This is a genomic window from Enterobacter sp. FUJ80071, from assembly GCF_038739915.1.
Taxonomy (GTDB): Bacteria; Pseudomonadota; Gammaproteobacteria; order Enterobacterales; family Enterobacteriaceae; genus Enterobacter; species Enterobacter kobei.
In genome coordinates this window covers 3,256,195-3,273,543 of sequence record NZ_JBBXKH010000001.1, presented here as the reverse complement: position 1 = coordinate 3,273,543, position 17,349 = coordinate 3,256,195, and the positions used below count along the sequence as shown (strand labels likewise).

Annotated in this window: 16 protein-coding genes; 13 read left to right on the top strand and 3 right to left on the bottom strand. The window is 58.7% G+C overall.

Annotated elements, in window-relative coordinates:
• Positions 1 to 5 precede the first annotated feature (5 nt).
• From nuoJ to nuoN, 5 genes are all read left to right on the top strand, one after another.
• Entirely contained in the window at positions 6 to 560 is a 555-nt protein-coding gene (gene nuoJ, locus AAER43_RS15865; RefSeq protein WP_008500212.1) for an NADH-quinone oxidoreductase subunit J, read from the top strand.
• Entirely contained in the window at positions 557 to 859 is a 303-nt protein-coding gene (gene nuoK / locus AAER43_RS15860) for an NADH-quinone oxidoreductase subunit NuoK (RefSeq protein ID WP_003861496.1), read from the top strand. Before nuoJ ends, nuoK begins: the two co-directional genes overlap by 4 nt.
• Positions 856 to 2,697, top strand: coding sequence for an NADH-quinone oxidoreductase subunit L (gene nuoL / locus AAER43_RS15855; RefSeq protein WP_050862924.1), 1,842 nt, complete (start codon positions 856 to 858; stop codon positions 2,695 to 2,697). The genes nuoK and nuoL overlap by 4 nt, the downstream gene beginning before the upstream one ends.
• Before the next feature lie 76 nt (positions 2,698 to 2,773).
• A complete protein-coding gene (nuoM, locus tag AAER43_RS15850) occupies positions 2,774 to 4,303 on the top strand; it encodes an NADH-quinone oxidoreductase subunit M (protein WP_014884633.1) in 1,530 nt (509 codons plus the stop codon).
• A gap of 6 nt (positions 4,304 to 4,309) precedes the next feature.
• Entirely contained in the window at positions 4,310 to 5,767 is a 1,458-nt protein-coding gene (gene nuoN, locus AAER43_RS15845; protein WP_014884632.1) for an NADH-quinone oxidoreductase subunit NuoN, read from the top strand.
• A gap of 90 nt (positions 5,768 to 5,857) precedes the next feature.
• Here nuoN and AAER43_RS15840 read toward each other — a convergent pair whose 3' ends face one another.
• Together AAER43_RS15840 and rbn are read right to left on the bottom strand one after the other, a co-directional pair.
• On the bottom strand, positions 5,858 to 6,862 hold the full coding sequence (locus AAER43_RS15840) for a chemotaxis protein (protein ID WP_014884631.1): 1,005 nt from the start codon (positions 6,860 to 6,862) through the stop codon (positions 5,858 to 5,860).
• A gap of 64 nt (positions 6,863 to 6,926) precedes the next feature.
• A complete protein-coding gene (gene rbn, locus AAER43_RS15835) occupies positions 6,927 to 7,844 on the bottom strand; it encodes a ribonuclease BN (RefSeq protein WP_050862923.1) in 918 nt (305 codons plus the stop codon).
• Positions 7,845 to 7,915: 71 nt separating this feature from the next.
• Here rbn and AAER43_RS15830 point away from each other — a divergent pair, with 71 nt between their 5' ends.
• The 8 genes from AAER43_RS15830 to menE all read left to right on the top strand — a co-directional run bounded on the left by AAER43_RS15830 (position 7,916) and on the right by menE (position 15,827).
• Positions 7,916 to 8,377: a GNAT family N-acetyltransferase gene (locus tag AAER43_RS15830; RefSeq protein ID WP_023338569.1), complete on the top strand. Its 462-nt coding sequence runs from the start codon at positions 7,916 to 7,918 to the stop codon at positions 8,375 to 8,377.
• A gap of 53 nt (positions 8,378 to 8,430) precedes the next feature.
• A complete protein-coding gene (gene elaB / locus AAER43_RS15825; RefSeq protein WP_008500219.1) occupies positions 8,431 to 8,736 on the top strand; it encodes a stress response protein ElaB in 306 nt (101 codons plus the stop codon).
• 86 nt (positions 8,737 to 8,822) lie between these two features.
• The gene (gene menF / locus AAER43_RS15820; RefSeq protein WP_032635984.1) at positions 8,823 to 10,118 is read left to right on the top strand and encodes an isochorismate synthase MenF; all 1,296 of its coding nucleotides are present in this window, start codon (positions 8,823 to 8,825) and stop codon (positions 10,116 to 10,118) included.
• A gap of 88 nt (positions 10,119 to 10,206) precedes the next feature.
• Complete coding sequence (menD, locus tag AAER43_RS15815; RefSeq protein ID WP_050862922.1) at positions 10,207 to 11,877, top strand: 2-succinyl-5-enolpyruvyl-6-hydroxy-3-cyclohexene-1-carboxylic-acid synthase; 1,671 nt, start codon at positions 10,207 to 10,209, stop codon at positions 11,875 to 11,877.
• Entirely contained in the window at positions 11,874 to 12,650 is a 777-nt protein-coding gene (gene menH / locus AAER43_RS15810; RefSeq protein ID WP_050862921.1) for a 2-succinyl-6-hydroxy-2,4-cyclohexadiene-1-carboxylate synthase, read from the top strand. The genes menD and menH overlap by 4 nt, the downstream gene beginning before the upstream one ends.
• Positions 12,647 to 13,504: a 1,4-dihydroxy-2-naphthoyl-CoA synthase gene (menB, locus tag AAER43_RS15805; protein WP_013098093.1), complete on the top strand. Its 858-nt coding sequence runs from the start codon at positions 12,647 to 12,649 to the stop codon at positions 13,502 to 13,504. The genes menH and menB overlap by 4 nt, the downstream gene beginning before the upstream one ends.
• Positions 13,504 to 14,469 carry an o-succinylbenzoate synthase gene (menC, locus tag AAER43_RS15800; protein ID WP_050862920.1) on the top strand — a complete coding sequence of 322 codons (966 nt, stop codon included), beginning with the start codon at positions 13,504 to 13,506 and terminating at the stop codon, positions 14,467 to 14,469. The genes menB and menC overlap by 1 nt, the downstream gene beginning before the upstream one ends.
• Positions 14,466 to 15,827 (top strand): o-succinylbenzoate--CoA ligase, encoded by a 1,362-nt coding sequence (menE, locus tag AAER43_RS15795; RefSeq protein WP_050862919.1) that lies wholly within the window; start codon positions 14,466 to 14,468, stop codon positions 15,825 to 15,827. Before menC ends, menE begins: the two co-directional genes overlap by 4 nt.
• Here the strand turns inward: menE and AAER43_RS15790 are convergent, their stop codons facing one another.
• Positions 15,828 to 17,342, bottom strand: a complete 1,515-nt coding sequence (locus AAER43_RS15790; RefSeq protein ID WP_014884623.1) for a tripartite tricarboxylate transporter permease — start codon at positions 17,340 to 17,342, stop codon at positions 15,828 to 15,830.
• Positions 17,343 to 17,349: the final 7 nt, after the last annotated feature.

Below are 17,349 nucleotides of genomic sequence, written 5' to 3'. Positions count from 1 at the left end.
GGGCAATGGAATTCGCTTTTTATATCTGTGGCCTTATCGCCATCCTGGCTACGCTGCGAGTGATTACGCACACCAATCCGGTGCATGCGCTGCTGTATTTAATCATCTCCCTGCTGGCTATCTCCGGGGTGTTCTTCGCACTGGGCGCGCACTTCGCCGGTGCGCTGGAAATCATCGTCTACGCCGGGGCCATTATGGTGCTGTTCGTGTTCGTGGTGATGATGCTGAACCTGGGCGGCTCTGAAATTGAGCAGGAACGTCAGTGGTTAAAACCGCAGGTGTGGATTGGTCCGGCAATTTTGTCGGCCATCATGCTGGTGGTGATTGTTTACGCCATTCTGGGCGTGAACGATCAGGGCATCGACGGCACGCCGATCGGCGCTAAAGAGGTGGGTATCACGCTCTTTGGCCCATACGTTCTGGCGGTAGAACTGGCCTCTATGCTGCTGCTGGCAGGCCTGGTGGTTGCTTTCCACGTTGGTCGCGAAGAGCGCGCTGGCGAGGTGCTGAGCAACCGCACTGACGACCGCGCGAAAAGAAAAACGGAGGAGCGCGCATGATCCCCTTAACACATGGACTGATCCTCGCTGCGATTTTATTCGTTCTCGGGCTGACCGGTCTGGTTATCCGCCGCAATCTGCTGTTTATGCTGATCGGTCTGGAAATCATGATTAACGCCTCCGCGCTGGCCTTCGTGGTCGCCGGAAGCTACTGGGGCCAGACCGATGGTCAGGTGATGTACATTCTCGCCATCAGCCTCGCGGCTGCCGAAGCGAGTATTGGCCTGGCGCTGTTGCTGCAGCTCCATCGTCGCCGCCAGAATCTGAACATCGATTCAGTAAGTGAGTTGCGTGGATGAACATGCTTGCCTTAACCATTATTTTTCCGCTGATTGGCTTCCTGCTGCTGGCGTTTTCTCGTGGCCGCTGGTCTGAGAATCTGTCTGCGACCGTGGGCATTGGCTCAATCGGTCTGGCTGCGCTGGTCACAGCGTATGCGGGGATCGACTTCTTTAACAACGGACGTCAGCCGTTCAGCGTGCCGCTGTGGACCTGGATGTCGGTCGGTGATTTCAACATCGGCTTCAACCTGGTACTGGACGGCCTCTCGCTGACCATGCTCTCCGTGGTCACCGGCGTTGGCTTCCTGATCCACATGTTCGCCTCCTGGTATATGCGCGGTGAAGAGGGTTACTCCCGCTTCTTCGCCTACACCAACCTGTTTATCGCCAGCATGGTGGTTCTGGTGCTGGCCGATAACCTGCTGCTGATGTATCTGGGCTGGGAAGGCGTGGGTCTGTGTTCTTACCTGCTGATTGGCTTCTACTACACCGATCCGAAGAATGGTGCAGCGGCCATGAAAGCGTTCGTCGTGACCCGCGTGGGTGACGTCTTCCTCGCTTTCGCGCTGTTCATTCTTTACAACGAACTGGGCACGCTGAACTTCCGCGAAATGGTGGAACTGGCGCCAGCGCACTTCGCTGCAGGCAACAACATGCTGTGGTGGGCAACGCTGATGCTGCTGGGTGGCGCTGTGGGTAAATCCGCACAGCTGCCGTTGCAGACATGGCTGGCCGACGCGATGGCGGGTCCAACCCCTGTCTCCGCGCTGATCCACGCCGCGACCATGGTCACCGCCGGTGTCTACCTGATTGCGCGTACCCATGGCCTGTTCCTGATGACCCCGGAAATTCTGCATCTGGTGGGTATCGTCGGTGCGGTCACGCTGGTGCTGGCAGGCTTTGCTGCGCTGGTACAGACCGACATCAAACGCGTTCTCGCATACTCCACCATGAGCCAGATTGGTTATATGTTCCTGGCGCTGGGCGTACAGGCGTGGGACGCGGCCATTTTCCACCTGATGACGCACGCGTTCTTTAAAGCGCTGCTGTTCCTCTCATCCGGTTCGGTGATTCTGGCCTGCCACCACGAGCAGAACATCTTCAAGATGGGCGGACTGCGTAAGTCCATTCCGCTGGTGTATGTCTGCTTCCTGGTGGGCGGCGCGGCGCTTGCGGCACTGCCGCTGATCACCGCGGGCTTCTTCAGTAAGGACGAAATCCTTGCGGGTGCCATGGCGAATGGTCATATCAATCTGATGGTTGCGGGTCTGGTCGGTGCATTCATGACCTCCCTGTATACCTTCCGTATGATTTTCATCGTATTCCACGGTAAAGAACAAATTCACGCTCACGCAGGGAAGGGGATTACCCACCACCTGCCGCTGATTGTGCTGCTGGTACTGTCCACCTTCGTTGGCGCAATGATTGTGCCGCCGCTGCAGGGCGTACTGCCAGACACCACCGAGCTTGAGCACGGTCGCGTTCTGACGCTTGAAATCACCTCCGGTGTCGTCGCTATTGCGGGCATCCTGATTGCGGCATGGCTGTGGCTGGGCAAACGCACGCTGGTGACCGCCGTTGCCAACAGCGCGCCTGGCCGTCTGCTGGGCACCTGGTGGTACAACGCGTGGGGCTTCGACTGGCTGTACGACATGATCTTCGTTAAGCCGTTCCTGGGCATTGCGTGGCTGCTGAAGCGCGACCCACTGAACAGCCTGATGAATATCCCGGCGATCCTCTCCCGCTTTGCAGGTAAAGGCCTGCTGTACAGCGAGAACGGTTACCTGCGCTGGTATGTGGCGTCCATGAGCATCGGTGCGGTTGTCGTGCTGGCGCTGCTGATGGTGTTGCGTTGATCGTTAAGTGAATTTTATTCGAATTCGTTGAAAATCAGGCCCCTGCTGGGGGCCTTAAAAAGGAATGTAAATCGCCATGTTACTACCCTGGCTAATATTAATTCCCTTCATCGGCGGCTTCCTGTGCTGGCAGACTGAACGCTTTGGCGTGAAGATGCCGCGCTGGATCGCGCTGATCACCATGGGATTGACGCTCGCGCTTGGCCTGCAACTGTGGTTGCAGGGCGGTTACTCACTGACCCAGTCTGCGGGCATCCCGCAGTGGCAGTCTGAGTTCATCCTGCCCTGGATCCCACGTTTCGGTATCACCATCCACCTGGCGATTGACGGTCTGTCGCTGCTGATGGTGGTGCTGACCGGTCTGCTCGGTGTTCTGGCGGTACTCTGCTCCTGGCGAGAAATCGAAAAATACCAGGGCTTCTTCCACCTGAACCTGATGTGGATCCTGGGCGGCGTGATCGGCGTGTTCCTTGCCATCGACATGTTCCTGTTCTTCTTCTTCTGGGAGATGATGCTGGTGCCGATGTACTTCCTGATCGCGCTTTGGGGCCACAAGGCATCCGACGGTAAAACGCGTATCACGGCGGCGACCAAGTTCTTCATCTACACCCAGGCGAGCGGTCTGGTGATGTTGATTGCCATTCTGGCGCTGGTGTTTGTTCACCATAACGCGACGGGCATCTGGACCTTCAACTACGAAGATCTGCTGAAAACCCCGATGTCGCACGGCGTTGAATACCTGCTGATGCTGGGCTTCTTCATCGCATTCGCGGTGAAAATGCCGGTGGTTCCGCTGCACGGCTGGCTGCCAGACGCGCACTCTCAGGCACCCACTGCGGGTTCCGTTGACCTGGCGGGCATCTTGCTGAAAACCGCGGCCTACGGTCTGCTGCGCTTCGCGCTGCCGCTGTTCCCGAATGCGTCCGCTGAGTTTGCCCCGATTGCCATGTGGCTCGGTGTGATCGGTATCTTCTACGGTGCCTGGATGGCCTTCACGCAGTACGACATCAAGCGTCTGATTGCCTACACCTCCGTTTCCCACATGGGCTTCGTGCTGATTGCCATCTACACCGGCAGCCAGCTGGCGTACCAGGGCGCGGTGATCCAGATGATTGCGCACGGTCTGTCCGCTGCCGGCCTCTTCATCCTGTGTGGTCAGCTGTACGAACGTCTGCACACGCGTGACATGCGCATGATGGGCGGTCTGTGGAGCAAAATTAAATGGCTGCCAGCGCTCTCCATGTTCTTCGCGGTTGCCACCCTGGGGATGCCAGGCACCGGTAACTTCGTCGGCGAATTTATGATTCTGTTCGGCAGCTTCAAAGTGGTGCCGGTGATCACCGTGATCTCCACCTTTGGTCTGGTGTTCGCTTCCGTCTACTCGCTGGCGATGCTGCACCGCGCTTACTTCGGTAAAGCGAAGAGCGAAATTGCTGCACAAGAACTGCCGGGGATGTCGCTGCGTGAGCTGTTCATCATCCTGCTGCTGGTCGTACTGCTGGTGCTGCTGGGCTTCTTCCCGCAGCCGATTCTGGATACCTCGCACAGTGCGATGGGCAACATCCAGCAGTGGTTTGTTAATTCTGCTTCTACTACAAGGCCGTAAATCGCCATGACAATAACTCCACAACAACTGATTGCGCTGCTACCGCTGCTGATCGTCGGATTGACGGTGGTGGTTGTGATGCTCTCCATTGCGTGGCGACGCAATCACTTCCTGAATGCCACGCTGTCGGTCATCGGCCTGAACGCCGCGTTAGTCTCTCTCTGGTTTGTTGGCCAGGGCGGTGCGATGGACGTCACGCCGCTGATGCGCGTTGACGGCTATGCCATGCTCTACACCGGTCTGGTGCTGCTGGCGAGCCTGGCGACCTGTACCTTTGCGTACCCATGGCTCGAAGGCTACAACGACAACAAAGAAGAGTTTTATCTGCTGGTTCTGATTGCCGCACTGGGCGGCATTCTGCTGGCGAATGCTAACCATCTGGCCGCGCTGTTCCTCGGTATTGAGCTGATCTCTCTGCCGCTGTTCGGTCTGATTGGTTACGCCTTCCGTCAAAAGCGCTCTCTGGAAGCAAGCATCAAGTACACCATCCTGTCTGCTGCTGCGTCCTCGTTCCTGCTGTTTGGTATTGCGCTGCTGTACGCACAGTCCGGTAACCTCTCTTTCATGGCGCTCGGCAAGAGCCTCGGCGACGGCATGCTCCACGAGCCGCTGCTGCTGGCGGGTCTGGGCATGATGATTGTAGGCCTTGGCTTTAAACTCTCACTGGTTCCGTTCCACCTGTGGACACCAGACGTATACCAGGGCGCGCCTGCGCCGGTGTCGACCTTCCTGGCGACAGCGAGCAAAATCGCTATCTTCGGTGTGGTCATGCGTCTGTTCCTGTACGCGCCGGTGGGTGACAGTGAAGCGGTTCGCGTGGTGCTGGGCATCATCGCGTTCGTCTCCATCATCTTCGGTAACCTGATGGCGCTGAGCCAGACCAACATCAAGCGTCTGCTGGGCTACTCGTCCATCTCTCATCTGGGCTACCTGATGGTGGCGCTGATTGCGCTGCAGAGCGGTGAAATGTCGATGGAAGCCGTGGGCGTGTATCTGGCCGGTTACCTGTTCAGCAGCCTCGGCGCCTTCGGCGTGGTGAGCCTGATGTCCAGCCCATACCGTGGCCCGGATGCCGACTCGCTGTTCTCTTACCGTGGTCTGTTCTGGCACCGTCCGATCCTGTCCGCGGTGATGACCGTGATGATGCTCTCTCTGGCGGGTATCCCGATGACGCTGGGCTTTATCGGTAAATTCTACGTGCTGGCCGTCGGTGTGCAGGCACACCTGTGGTGGCTGACTGCCGGTGTGGTTATCGGTTCCGCGATTGGTCTCTACTACTACCTGCGCGTTGCCGTGAGCCTCTACCTGAGCGCACCTCAGCAGCTCAACCGCGATGCGCCATCTAACTGGCAGTACAGCGCCGGTGGTATCGTAGTGCTTATCTCAGCCCTGCTGGTGCTGATCTTCGGTATCTATCCGCAGCCGCTGATTGATATCGTGCAGCGAGCGATGCCATTAATGTAAAAGTAAAACCCGCCTCGGCGGGTTTTTTTATGGTTTTCTCCCTCTCCCTGTGGGAGAGGGACGGGGTGAGGGCACCAGCCCGCACCAGACCTAAGCCAGCTGCTTCCGGCTAATCAACGGCCCATCAATCTTCTTCATCGAGCGATCCAGCACCTCTTCAATCACCGACGACAGCTCGTTCAGCTCAAACTTCGCCACGTACCCGTCCGCCTTCACCTTGCGAATATGGTCTTCGTTGGCGTTGCCGGAAAGGGAAGAGTGGATCACCACCGGAATATCCTTCAGTACCGGGTCGGTTTTGATTTTGCGCGTCAGCGTAAAACCGTCCATCTCCGGCATTTCGAGGTCGGTCAACACCAGGGCAATCTTATCGGTGATCGGCACACCTTCGGCCTGCGCCTGAGCGGCCAGCAGGCTAATTTTTTCCCACGCATCTTTACCGGTGATATGCAGCTGCGCCGGGATCTCCATCGCCTGCAAACCTTTCTCCAGCATCGAGCGCGCCACTTTGGAATCTTCCGCCACAATCGCCACAGAACCCGGCTTGATGTTGAATTTAGTGGTCTTCAGATTCGTGGCGTGCAGGTCGTGGTTCGCCGGGGTGATGTCATACAGGATCTGCTCAACGTCCAGCACCATCGCCAGTTCGTTGGTATCGGCCTTCTCGTCCAGGCAGGCAATACTGGTGATGTAGCGCCCGCTGACGGCAGTTTCCGCCGCGTGCACCTGCTTCCAGTCCAGACGCATGATGTTCTCAACCGACTCCACGGCAAACGCCTGCACGCTGCGGGCATATTCGGTAATCAGCAGGATGTTCAGCCCGGTGGTGGGTTTACAGCCCGCCACGGCGGCCAGATCGATCACCGGGATCACCTGATCGCGAATATTCACCATCCCCATCAGCGGAGACTTCATGCCGGCAGGTTTCGTGAACTCCGGCATCGGTACAATTTCGCGCAGCTTGAAAACGTTAATACCAAACAGCTCGGATTTGTTGTCGTTCAGAGAGGTGCCAAGACGGAACAGCAACAGTTCAAAACGGTTCGACAGGGTCAGATTCGCCCTGTCATCAATATCTTTCTGGAAATTATCCATTCTACCCTCGAGAGAAATGCTGGCCTTTTAATCGTTATCGGCATCCTGAGGGAAAAATGAAGGGCTAAACGCTGACCTTAGCGAAATCTTCGGCCAGCTCACATTCCGGGAACAGCGCCCGACACTCTGCCAGCAGGCTTTCGCCCCCCCGCGCGTCGTAACGCGAGCTGACATGGGTGATAATGAGCCTGCCGACAGCCGCGTCACGGGCAAGCAGCGCCGCCTGACGCGTTGAGCTATGGCCCCGACTGTTGGCTTTCTCTTCCATCGCCGTCTCCAGCGTGGCTTCATGCACCATCACGTCCACGCCCTGAGCAAGCTGAACGGCGGCAGGGCACGGTGCCGTGTCACCAAAAATGGCCAGTTTTTTGCCCGGCTGCGGTGCGGCGAGATAATCCTGGCCGTTGATGATGCGCCCGTCCTCCAGCGTAACGTGCTTTCCGTGCTTCAGGCGCTGGAACAGCGGTCCAGGCTTTACGCCATCGGCGATGAGCGCGGCGGCATCCAGTGCGCCGGGTTTGTCGTGTTCCTCAATGCGGTAGCCATAGCACTCCACCGGATGATTAAGCGGTCGGGCGGTGACCTGATAATCCCCATCGTCGAAAACCAGGCCTTCGGTAATCTCAACGACCTCAAGCGGATAGTCGGTCCAGGAGCCGCTGAGGCGTAGCGCGGTTTCAACAAATTCCCGGATCCCCACAGGCCCATAAATCGTCAGCGGGTTGGCATTACCGGCCATTGAGCGGCTGCAAAGCAAACCGGGAAGGCCAAAAAGATGGTCGCCATGCAGGTGAGTGATGAAAATTTTATCCAGCTTGCCGGGGTGATAAGCGGTATGTAAAAGCTGATGTTGTGTCCCTTCACCACAGTCAAACAGCCATAGTCCGCCACGGGTGGGATGTTTAAGATCCAGCAGTATCGCGGTCACATTTCGTGATCGGGTTGGCACGCCAGCAGACGTCCCCAGAAAAATCAGTTCCATAATGCAATCAGCCCTTTGCCGAACGGGGAGGGGTTTAGTATAACGTGATGAACCCCAGGAAGGAGAAAGAGATGATCCAGTGGCAAGATTTACACCATAGTGAGCTCACCGTTCAGTCGCTCTACGCGTTGCTCAAACTGCGCTGCGAAGTGTTTGTGGTTGAACAAACCTGTCCGTATCAGGATATCGACGGTGATGATCTCACAGGGGAAAACCGTCATATCCTCGGCTGGAAGGATAACGAGCTGGTGGCGTATGCGAGGATTCTGAAAAGCGAGGACGATTTTGAGCCCGTCGTGATAGGTCGCGTCATTGTCAGCAACAAAGCACGGGGCGAAAAACTCGGCTATCAGCTGATGGAAAAAACTCTGGATGCGTGCCGGAAACAGTGGCCGGACAAGGCGTTATACCTGGGCGCGCAGGCGCACCTGCAACCCTTCTACGGCCATTTTGGTTTTACGCCGGTTACCGACGTTTATGACGAAGATGGTATCCCGCACATCGGCATGGCACGAGAAGTGAAACAGGCGTAATGGCACGTCGTTGTCTATAGTTAGCGGACTGGTGTACTAACATGGAGAAAAATATGTCATTTCAATCCTGGGATACCCGTATCGACGACGACCTGGCTTTGCTGAGCGAAACGCTGGAAGAGGTGTTACGTTCCTCGGGCGACCCTGCCGATCAGAAATATATTGAGTTAAAAGCCCGTGCTGAACAGGCGCTGCATGAAGTGAAAAACCGCGTTAGCCATGCGTCTGATACTTACTACTACCGTGCCAAAAAAGCGGTTTATCGTGCCGATGACTATGTCCATGAAAAACCGTGGCAGGGCATTGGGGTGGGGGCTGCCGTAGGGCTGGTGCTGGGTCTGCTGCTGGCCCGTCGTTAAGCCGCTTAACCACTCCCTATACGTGGGTACTGCTATTTATGTTCAGTACCCCGTATAATATGCGGTTTTAACAGGGAGAGGTTCGCGTGAATTCGATTTTCCTTGCGTTGGAGCAACTGCAAACCCAGCTTTCGCAAGCGTTACCCGCCACACCCGGCCTGCGTCATTTCGACGTCTCTTTCCCGTTAAACGACGCCTTCGATCCTCTCGCCTGGCTTGGCGAGCAGCAGTGCTATCCGCAATTTTACTGGCAGCAGCGTAACGGTGATGAAGAGCTGGCTGCGCTGGGGGCGGTCACCCAATTTTCCTCTCTGGCGCTGGCCTCACAGTTCTTGCGTGCAGAACATGCGCCAAAAGAGACTCGCATCTGCGGCCTCAACGCATTCAGCCCGGAGCAGGGCAGTCTTTTTCTGCCGCGCCTGCTCTGGCGACGTACCGCTGGCAACGCCACCTTGCGCCTGCAGCTGTGGAGTGATCGCTCGCTTCAGGACGACGCGCGCACTGCCCTGGAATTACTCCAGCAACTCCGTCCAGCCAGAGCCATTCGTCCGCTGTCTGTCCAGGTTGAGCGCGAAACGCATCTGCCGCAAAAACCGGAATGGTTGACCCTGATCGGCAAGGCGACGGAGACTATCGCGCGCGGCGATTTCGAAAAGGTCGTGCTTGCCCGGGCCACCGATCTGCAGTGTAAACAGCGGGTTAATCCTGTCGCTCTGATGGCCGCCAGCCGCGCCCTGAATCTCAACTGCTATCATTTCTGCATGGTATTCGACGCCCGCAACGCGTTCCTCGGCTCCACGCCCGAGCGCCTCTGGCGGCGACGTGGCAAGCTGCTGCGCACCGAAGCGCTGGCGGGTACCGTCGCCAGCCATACGGATGATAAACAGGCGCAGCGCCTGGGCGAGTGGTTGCTGAATGATGATAAAAACCAGCGTGAAAATATGCTGGTCGTGGAAGATATCTGCCAGCGTCTTCAGCACCATACGCAGACGCTTGAGGTATTGCCTGCTCAGGTCGTCCGGCTGCGTAAAGTCCAGCATTTACGACGCTGTATCTGGACGGAGCTAAAACAGGCCGATGACGAGCTGTGTCTGCATGTGCTCCAGCCGACAGCCGCCGTTGCCGGGCTTCCGCGACAGCCCGCGCGTGCGTTTATCCACAACGTTGAGCCTTTCAACCGCGAATGGTACGCCGGTTCGGCCGGGTATTTATCGCCCGATCAAAGCGAGTTCTGTGTGGCGTTGCGCTCGGCGCGCGTCCAGGATGACGCCCTGCGGCTCTACGCCGGGGCGGGCATCGTCAGCGGATCTGACCCGGAGCAGGAGTGGCAGGAGATCGAAAACAAAGCCGCTGGCTTGCGCTCTCTGCTCCTTAGGGATTAATACTGATTCGCGCAATCCCGATTCATATCAAAATTCCAATTTTTTCTATTATTTATACTGTGTCGCATTCTTGATACCGGACAATCTCATGTCAGTAAGTTCTTTTAACCGACGCTGGGCGGCGGTGATCCTTGAAGCCCTGACGCGCCATGGCGTCAGGCACGTGTGTATTGCACCGGGTTCTCGCTCAACGCCGCTGACGCTGGCGGCCGCCGAAAACCGGGCGTTGATTCACCATACCCATTTTGATGAGCGTGGCCTTGGGCATCTGGCGCTTGGGCTGGCAAAGGTCAGCAAAGAACCTGTGGCGGTGATTGTCACCTCCGGTACCGCCGTGGCGAACCTCTACCCGGCCCTGATTGAAGCCGGGCTAACCGGTGAAAAACTGATCCTGCTGACGGCCGACCGTCCTCCTGAGCTTATCGACTGCGGAGCGAATCAGGCCATTCGTCAGCCGGGACTCTTTTCTTCGCATCCTTCGCAGACGGTTTCGCTGCCGCGTCCTACCCAGGATATTCCGGCAAGCTGGCTGGTCTCCACCGTCGATCACGCCATGGAGACATTGCGCAGCGGGGCGTTGCACATTAACTGTCCATTTGCCGAGCCGCTGTATGGCGAACTGGACGATACCGGCATTGACTGGCAGCGCTCCCTCGGTAACTGGTGGCAGAGTGAAAAACCGTGGCTGCGCGGGCAAACGCATCTTGAGAGCGCGAAACAGCGCGACTGGTTCTTCTGGCGCCAAAAACGCGGCGTGGTTATTGCCGGGCGCATGAGCGCCGCCGAAGGCCGGCGGGTCGCCGAATGGGCGCAAACCCTCGGCTGGCCGCTGATTGGCGATGTGCTTTCCCAGACCGGTCAGCCGCTGCCGTGCGCCGATCTCTGGCTCGGGAATGCAAAGGCGGTCACTGAGCTTTCACAGGCGCAGATTGTGGTCCAGATCGGCGCCAGCCTGACCGGGAAACGCCTGCTGCAGTGGCAGGCGACCTGCACGCCGGAAGAGTACTGGCTGGTCGACCCGCTGGAAGGGCGGCTTGACCCGGCGCACCATCGCGGCCGCCGTCTGGTGAGCAACATTGAGAGCTGGCTGGAACTGCATCCGGCGGAAAAACGTCAACCCTGGGCGGTGGCAATCCCCGAATTGTCTCGTCAGGCGTGGGAAATCACCAAAGCGCACTGTGAGACATTCAGCGAAGCCGGTCTGGCTCACCGTATTCGTCAGTATCTGCCTGAACAGGGCCAGCTGTTTGTCGGTAACAGCCTGGTGGTGCGTCTGATTGATGCCTTTTCGAAGCTGCCTGCGGGCTACCCGGTTTACAGCAACCGCGGTGCCAGCGGCATCGACGGGCTGATCTCGACGGCGGCGGGCGTGCAGCGCGCCAGCGCGAAATCGACGCTGGCGATCGTGGGCGATCTCTCCGCGCTTTACGATCTCAACGCGCTGGCGCTGCTGCGTCAGGCTTCCGCACCGTTTGTGCTGATCGTCGTGAACAACAACGGCGGGCAGATTTTCTCTCTGTTGCCAACGCCCCAGAGCGTGCGTGAGCGTTTCTATCTGATGCCGCAGAACGTGCAGTTTGAACATGCTGCGGCAATGTTCAGCCTGAAATATCACCGCCCGGAGAGCTGGGAACAGCTGGAAGCCGCGCTAAGCAGCGCCTGGAAGCAACCGGGCGCGGCGCTGATTGAGCTGGTCGTGAATGATGCCGACGGTGCGCAGAGCCTGCAAAGCCTGCTGGCACAGGTGAGCCAGCTGTGATCCTCGCAGGCGTGCAGCAGACCGGAGAACCCGGCTATCCCTGGCTGGTCTTTTTGCACGGTTTTTCCGGAGACTGCCGCGAGTGGCAGGTTGTCGGGGAGACGCTGAGCGAGTATCCCCGGCTCTATCTTGACCTGCCGGGGCACGGTGAATCCCGGAATATTACCGTGACGGGGTTCGAGGAGATGAGCGATTTGTTGACCCGGACTCTGCTTAGTTACAACATACTGAATTTCTGGCTGGTGGGGTACTCCCTCGGCGGACGCATTGCGATGTTTCACGCCTGCCAGCAGCCGAAGGGGCTGTTGGGCGTGATGGTTGAGGGCGGACATCCGGGCCTGCAGAACGCCGACGATCGCCATGCGCGGCGGGTATCCGACCACCGCTGGGCGACACGTTTTCGCACCGAACCGCTGGATAAGGTCTTTGCTGACTGGTACCAGCAGCCGGTGTTTGCCTCTCTCCCGGACGCTGAGCGGAAGGCGCTTATTACCCTGCGCAGCCAAAACAACGGCATAACGCTGGCGAAAATGCTTGAAGCGACCTCGCTGGCCGGGCAGCCGGATTTACGTCCCGCGCTCAGCACCCGCCATTTCTCTTTTGATTACCTCTATGGCGAACGTGATAAAAAGTTCGCGGCCCTTGCCGCTGAACTGCACGCCGTTCGCCATGAAATTCCAAACGCCGGACACAACGCCCACCGGGAAAACCCCGCTGCGGTCGCCGCGAGTCTGGCTCAGATACTGCGTCTTCGAACAAAGGACACTCTATGATCTATCCTGATGAAAACATGCTTTACGCGCCGGTCGAATGGCAAGACTGCTCCGAAGGCTACACCGACATTCGTTACCACAAATCCGCTGACGGCATCGCCAAAATCACCATCAACCGTCCGCAGGTGCGTAACGCCTTCCGTCCGCTGACCGTCAAGGAGATGATCCAGGCCCTGGCGGATGCTCGCTATGACGATAACATCGGCGTGATTGTCCTGACCGGCGAAGGTGAGAAAGCCTTCTGCTCCGGTGGCGATCAGAAAGTGCGCGGTGACTACGGCGGATACCAGGACGATGCGGGTACGCATCACCTGAACGTGCTCGATTTCCAGCGCCAGATCCGCACCTGCCCGAAACCGGTGGTGGCGATGGTGGCGGGTTACTCCATCGGCGGCGGTCATGTGCTGCACATGATGTGTGACCTGACCATTGCCGCCGAGAACGCCATCTTCGGCCAGACCGGTCCGAAAGTGGGCTCTTTCGACGGCGGCTGGGGCGCTTCCTACATGGCGCGCATCGTCGGGCAGAAAAAAGCGCGTGAAATCTGGTTCCTGTGCCGTCAGTACAACGCCCAGGAAGCGCTGGATATGGGCCTGGTGAATACCGTGGTACCGATTGCCGATCTCGAAAAAGAGACCGTCCGCTGGTGCCGTGAAATGCTGCAAAACAGCCCAATGGCGCTGCGCTGCCTGAAGGCGGCACTCAACGCTGACTGTGACGGTCAGGCGGGCCTGCAGGAGCTGGCGGGCAACGCCACCATGCTGTTCTACATGACCGAAGAGGGTCAGGAAGGACGCAACGCGTTTAACGAAAAACGCCAGCCTGATTTCAGCAAATACAAACGGAACCCGTAATGCGTCGCGCGCAGGTTTACCGCTGGCAGATACCGATGGACGCGGGCGTGGTGCTGCGTGAACGGCGGTTAAAAACCCGTGATGGCTTCTTTGTGTATCTTCAGCAGGGTGAGCGAGAAGGCTGGGGCGAGATTTCGCCGCTGCCGGGCTTTAGCCTGGAATCGCTCGATGATGCACAGGCTGCGCTGCTGGCGTGGGCAGGTGCGTGGCGCGAGGGCGCGAACCCGGCGTTGCCGGACGTGCCTTCTGCGGCCTTTGGTATCAGCTGTGCGCTGGCAGAACTGGAGGGCAGCCTGCCGGAAGAGGGCAATTATCGCGCGGCACCGCTGTGCACGGGCGACCCGGACGAGCTCTTTGCGTTGCTCTCCACCATGCCGGGCGAGAAAGTGGCGAAAATTAAGGTCGGTCTCTACGAAGCGGTGCGCGACGGAATGGTCGCCAACCTGCTGCTGGAAGCGATTCCCGATTTGCACCTGCGTCTTGACGCAAACCGCGCCTGGACGCCGCTTAAGGCGCAGCAGTTTGCGAAATACGTCAACCCGGCGTACCGCAACCGCATCGCCTTCCTGGAAGAGCCGTGCAAAACCCGCGACGATTCGCGCGCGTTTGCTCGTGAAACGGGGATTGCTATCGCCTGGGATGAAAGCCTGCGCGAAGACGATTTTGAATTTATTGCCGAGCCGGGCGTCAGCGCAGTCGTGATTAAACCGACGTTAACCGGCAGCCTGGCGAAGGTCCGCGAGCAGGTTGCCGCGGCGCATGCGCTGGGTCTGACGGCGGTGATCAGTTCGTCGATTGAGTCCAGCCTTGGGCTGACCCAGCTGGCACGTATTGCCGCCTGGTTAACGCCTGACGCTGTCCCCGGCCTCGATACGCTGAACCTGATGCAGGCTCAGCTTCTCCGCCAGTGGCCGGACAGCGCGCTGCCGTGCCTCAGCGTTGAGGCGCTGGAGCCGCTGCTATGAGTTTTATCGACTGGCCATGGCGGCACTGGTGTGCGCAGTTTGCCGACAAACCTGCTCTCAGGCTGAACGACGACGCGCTGAGCTGGCAACAGCTGTGCACGCGTATCGATCGCCTTGCAGCGGGCTTTCATCAGCAGGGGGTGGAGGAGGGTGACGGTGTTCTGCTGCTGGCCTATAACCACCCGCAAACGCTGATGGCATGGCTGGCGCTGCTCCAGTGCGGCGCGCGTATTCTTCCAGTGAATCCACAGCTGCCGCGTCCGCTGCTGGACGTGCTGCTCCCCCAGATGACCCTGCGCTTTGCGCTGGTGCTGGACGGCAGCTACGACGCTCTTCCTGCCCTGAGCATGCGTGAGCCAGCCGATGCATACCGCGTTGCATGGCAACCGGCGCGGCTGGCCTCGATGACGCTCACCTCCGGCTCGACCGGGCTACCGAAGGCGGCGGTGCATACCTGTGCCGCCCATCTTGCCAGCGCACGCGGCGTGTTGTCGCTGATGCCCTATGGGGACAACGACGACTGGCTCCTTTCGCTGCCGCTGTTTCACGTTTCCGGTCAGGGAATTTTATGGCGCTGGCTGGTGGCCGGGGCACGCTTAACGGTGCGCGAGAAACAACCTCTGGAACAGGCGTTACGCGGCTGCACCCACGCCTCGCTGGTGCCGACCCAGCTCTGGCGTCTGCTTAATCGTCACAAGCCTGTTGCACTGAAAGCGGTGCTGTTGGGCGGGGCTGCAATCCCCGTTGATTTAACACAGCAGGCGCGCGAACAGGGTATTCACTCCTTCTGCGGTTACGGCCTCACCGAGTTTGCCTCTACCGTCTGTGCGAAAGAGGCAGACGGCGAGCCGGACGTAGGGTATGCGCTGCCGGGCAGAGAGGTGCAGGTCGTTGACGGTGAAGTCTGGATCAGGGCTGAAAGTATGGCTTCCGGCTACTGGCGGGACGGTGCGCTGATGCCGTTGACCAATGCGCAGGGATGGTTCGCCACCCGCGACCGTGGAGAATGGCATAACGGGCGACTGACGATTTTAGGCCGCATAGACAATCTCTTTTTCAGCGGAGGAGAGGGGATCCAGCCGGAATCGCTGGAACGTGTTATCGCCGCACACCCGCAGATTAACCAGGTGTTTATCGTCCCGCTGGACGATGCCGAGTTTGGACAACGTCCGGTGGCGGTGGTGGAGTGCGAGCCGGGAACGGATATCGCGCAATTTCCTGACTGGATCCAGGGCAGACTGGCGCGCTTTGAGCAGCCGGTCCACTGGCTGGTACTGCCGGCTGAGCTAAAAAATGGCGGGATTAAGATCTCCCGCCAGGCGTTAAAACAGTGGGTGAATGCCCAGCTGTCGGCGTAATTATCCGATATCCGGCTCCGGTTTGCGCTGGCGACGGCGCAGCAGGCGTAATACCGGCGGCACCACAATCACCATGATTGCCAGCGCTAACAGGACCTTCGCGACGCTGCTGTCCCACAGGATCGACATATTGCCGTTACTGATGGACAGCGCGCGGCGCAGGTTCTGCTCCAGCATCTCGCCAAGCACGAACCCCAGAATCAGCGGTGACATCGGGAAGTGCATCTTACGGAGTATGTATCCCAGCACGCCCAGGACCACCATCAGCACCAGGTCAAACGTGGTGCTGTGCACCGCGTACACCCCTACAGCAGAGACGGCGGCAATCGCAGGGACCAGGAACCACAGGGGAATGGTCAACATGCGGGTGAACAGCCCAATCAGCGGGATATTCATCACCAGCAGCATCACGTTAGCGATCAGCAGGGCGGCAATCAGCCCCCAGACAATATCCGGCTGCTCGGTAAACATTGCCGGTCCCGGCGTGATGTTGTAGAGCGTCAGGGCGCCCATCATCACCGCCGTGGTGCCGGAGCCCGGTACGCCAAGGGTCAGCATCGGGATAAACGAGCCACAGGCCGAGGCGTTATTGGCCGCCTCAGGCGCCGCCACGCCGCGAATATCGCCTTTACCAAAGCTGTCGCTGTTGCCGCTGAGCTTTTTCTCGGTCATGTAGGTAATGGCACTGGCGATGGTGGCCCCGGCGCCCGGCAGGATGCCGACAAAGAAGCCAATTACCGATGAGCGCAGCGTGGTGCCGATGCACTGCGCGCCCTCTTTAGCGCTAAAGAGCATCCGGCCGGTTTTGCGCACCAGCGTCTGCCCGCTGCTGGTATGTTCCAGCATCAGTAAGATTTCAGAGACAGAGAACAGACCAATCACGACCACGATAAACTGCACGCCGTCGGACAGGTGAACGCTGTCGAAGGTAAAGCGATAGACCCCGGTGTTGGCATCCACGCCGACGGTGGCTAACCCTAAGCCAATCAGCGCGGACAAAAACGACTTGAGCGGATTTTGCGCCATCATGCTGCCGAGACAGGCAATGGCAAACACCATCAGGGCAAAATATTCTGCCGGACCAAACGCCAGCGACCACTGGGCCAGCGCAGGCGCAAACAGAATGATGCCGCCAATGGCAACCAGCGAGCCAAAGAACGAACTGACCGCTGAAATGGAGAGCGCCACGCCCCCACGACCCTGTCGCGCCATCGGATAGCCATCCAGCGCGGTCATGATCGCCGCCGCATCTCCCGGCACGTTAAGCAGGATCGACGAGATGCGCCCGCCATATTCACAGCCGATATAGACCGTTGCCAGCAGGATCAGCGCCGATTCCGCAGGCAGATGCAGGGCAAAGGCCAGCGGAAGTAAAATTGCTACCCCGTTGATCGGCCCAAGACCCGGCAGCAGGCCGACAATCGTGCCCACGAAACAGCCGATCAGGGCGATCACCAGGTTTTCCGGGGTCATCGCCACGGCGAACCCCTGTGAGAGGTAAATCCAGGTATCCATAGCGTGC

What these genes read in the sequence shown, in the direction of transcription:
- nuoJ (WP_008500212.1), top strand. Translation starts at nt 6, where the DNA reads ATGGAATTCGCTTTTTATATCTGTGGCCTTATCGCCATCCTGGCTACG.
- nuoK (WP_003861496.1), top strand. Translation starts at nt 557, where the DNA reads ATGATCCCCTTAACACATGGACTGATCCTCGCTGCGATTTTATTCGTT.
- nuoL (WP_050862924.1), top strand. Translation starts at nt 856, where the DNA reads ATGAACATGCTTGCCTTAACCATTATTTTTCCGCTGATTGGCTTCCTG.
- nuoM (WP_014884633.1), top strand. Translation starts at nt 2,774, where the DNA reads ATGTTACTACCCTGGCTAATATTAATTCCCTTCATCGGCGGCTTCCTG.
- nuoN (WP_014884632.1), top strand. Translation starts at nt 4,310, where the DNA reads ATGACAATAACTCCACAACAACTGATTGCGCTGCTACCGCTGCTGATC.
- AAER43_RS15840 (WP_014884631.1), bottom strand. Translation starts at nt 6,862, where the DNA reads ATGGATAATTTCCAGAAAGATATTGATGACAGGGCGAATCTGACCCTG.
- rbn (WP_050862923.1), bottom strand. Translation starts at nt 7,844, where the DNA reads ATGGAACTGATTTTTCTGGGGACGTCTGCTGGCGTGCCAACCCGATCA.
- AAER43_RS15830 (WP_023338569.1), top strand. Translation starts at nt 7,916, where the DNA reads ATGATCCAGTGGCAAGATTTACACCATAGTGAGCTCACCGTTCAGTCG.
- elaB (WP_008500219.1), top strand. Translation starts at nt 8,431, where the DNA reads ATGTCATTTCAATCCTGGGATACCCGTATCGACGACGACCTGGCTTTG.
- menD (WP_050862922.1), top strand. Translation starts at nt 10,207, where the DNA reads ATGTCAGTAAGTTCTTTTAACCGACGCTGGGCGGCGGTGATCCTTGAA.
- menB (WP_013098093.1), top strand. Translation starts at nt 12,647, where the DNA reads ATGATCTATCCTGATGAAAACATGCTTTACGCGCCGGTCGAATGGCAA.
- menC (WP_050862920.1), top strand. Translation starts at nt 13,504, where the DNA reads ATGCGTCGCGCGCAGGTTTACCGCTGGCAGATACCGATGGACGCGGGC.
- menE (WP_050862919.1), top strand. Translation starts at nt 14,466, where the DNA reads ATGAGTTTTATCGACTGGCCATGGCGGCACTGGTGTGCGCAGTTTGCC.
- AAER43_RS15790 (WP_014884623.1), bottom strand. Translation starts at nt 17,342, where the DNA reads ATGGATACCTGGATTTACCTCTCACAGGGGTTCGCCGTGGCGATGACC.